The 1,524-nt window shown below is 61.0% G+C and carries 1 pseudogene; it reads right to left on the bottom strand.

The annotated features are described in order from the left end of the window. Positions 1-78: 78 nt before the first annotated feature. Positions 79-1,439: pseudogene (locus KIH45_RS18995) on the bottom strand (IS3 family transposase); the annotation flags it as partial. Positions 1,440-1,524 lie beyond the last annotated feature (85 nt).

The raw sequence follows: 1,524 nt of genomic DNA, 5'->3' as shown, positions 1-1,524 counted from the left end.
CTGTCCGTCGTCAGAACATTTGGCACAACTCGCGGCGTAAATTAGCGGAGTGCGGGCCTCGTCAGGGGATGGATGATAAGCGGCGAGCTTGCGGTGTTGCAAGCGCCGATATTCGATGGTCTGTCGTTTGATCCTTTCACGCTGTTTGATGATGGCTGGTGCCCTGCCGAAGTAGGCGTCGGCGGGCGTCACGTTGTTCAGGCTCTCGTGGTAACGTTGATTGTTGTAGTGCTCGACGAAGGCTTCGATCTGGGCCTTGAGGTCGCCGGGCAGGAAGTAGTTCTCCAGCAGGATGCGGTTCTTCAGAGTCTGGTGCCAGCGCTCGATCTTGCCCTGGGTTTGGGGATGGCACGGTGCACCGCGCACATGACTCATCTGCTGAGCTTCGATGTATTCAGCCAGTTCGCCAGCGATGTAGCTGGGACCGTTATCGCTGAGCAGCCTGGGTTTGTGCAGCACGGTGGCGCTGTCGCAGCCCGAGGCAGCCAGCGCCATGTCCAGCGTGTCGGTGACGTCCTCGGCCCGCATGTTGGTGCACAGTTTCCAGGCGATGATGTAGCGCGAGAAGTCGTCGAGCACGGTCGACAGATACATCCAGCCCCACCCGATGATCTTGAAGTAGGTGAAGTCGGTTTGCCACATCTCGTTCGGCCGGGTGGTCTTGGTGTGGAACTGATCGGCGGCCTTGATCACGACATAGGCCGGGCTGGTGATCAGATCATGGGCCTTCAACAGGCGGTAAACCGTGGCTTCCGACACGAAGTAGCGCTTCTCGTCGGTGAACCGCACCGCCAGCTCGCGCGGTGACAGTTCGCTGTAGTCCAGGGCCATTTCGACGATCTGGTCCTGGATATCATCGCCGATGCGGTTCCACACCCTGGTCGGCGCCGACGGCCGATCCTCCAAGGCCTCCGGGCCGCCTTCGAGGAACCGGTCATACCAGCGGTAGAAGGTCCGACGGGCGATGCCGAGCTGGTCCAGCGTGCGTTTGGCGGGCAGGTGCGACTGCTCGACGATCCGGATGATCTCGAGCTTCTCCGAGGCGGGATACCTCATTCGTCGTCGCCCCCATCCGCGATCATGCTTTTTTTCAGCAGGCGGTTCTCCAGGGTCAGGTCGGCAACGCATTCCTTCAGGGCGCGGGCTTCGCGGCGCAGATCCTGCACCTCGCCAGTGGTCGCGGCACGGGCGGTGTCGCCGGCCAGGCGGCGCTTGCCGGCTTCCATGAACTCCTTCGACCAGGTGTAATACAGGCTCTGGGCAATGCCTTCCTTGCGGCACAGCTCGGCGATGCTGTCCTCGCCGCGCAGGCCATCCAGCACGATGCGGATCTTGTCTTCGGCCGAGAAGTGCCGGCGGGTTGCACGCCGGATGTCCTTCACCACCCGCTCCGCAGGGGCCTTGGTCGGCGATTTTGCATTGGAGGATTTGGGCTTCATCTTCGTTCCTTCATCACTACGACGAAGCCCAAATCCTCCTTAAATCACAACCTCAAATCTGTGCCATTGGTGCTGACGGGGAACA

Origin of the sequence: Croceicoccus gelatinilyticus (assembly GCF_018398395.1) — a bacterium.
Lineage (GTDB): Bacteria > Pseudomonadota > Alphaproteobacteria > Sphingomonadales > Sphingomonadaceae > Croceicoccus > Croceicoccus gelatinilyticus.
Note: the sequence above shows the minus strand (reverse complement) of the source record. Positions and strands in the feature narration are given on the sequence as shown.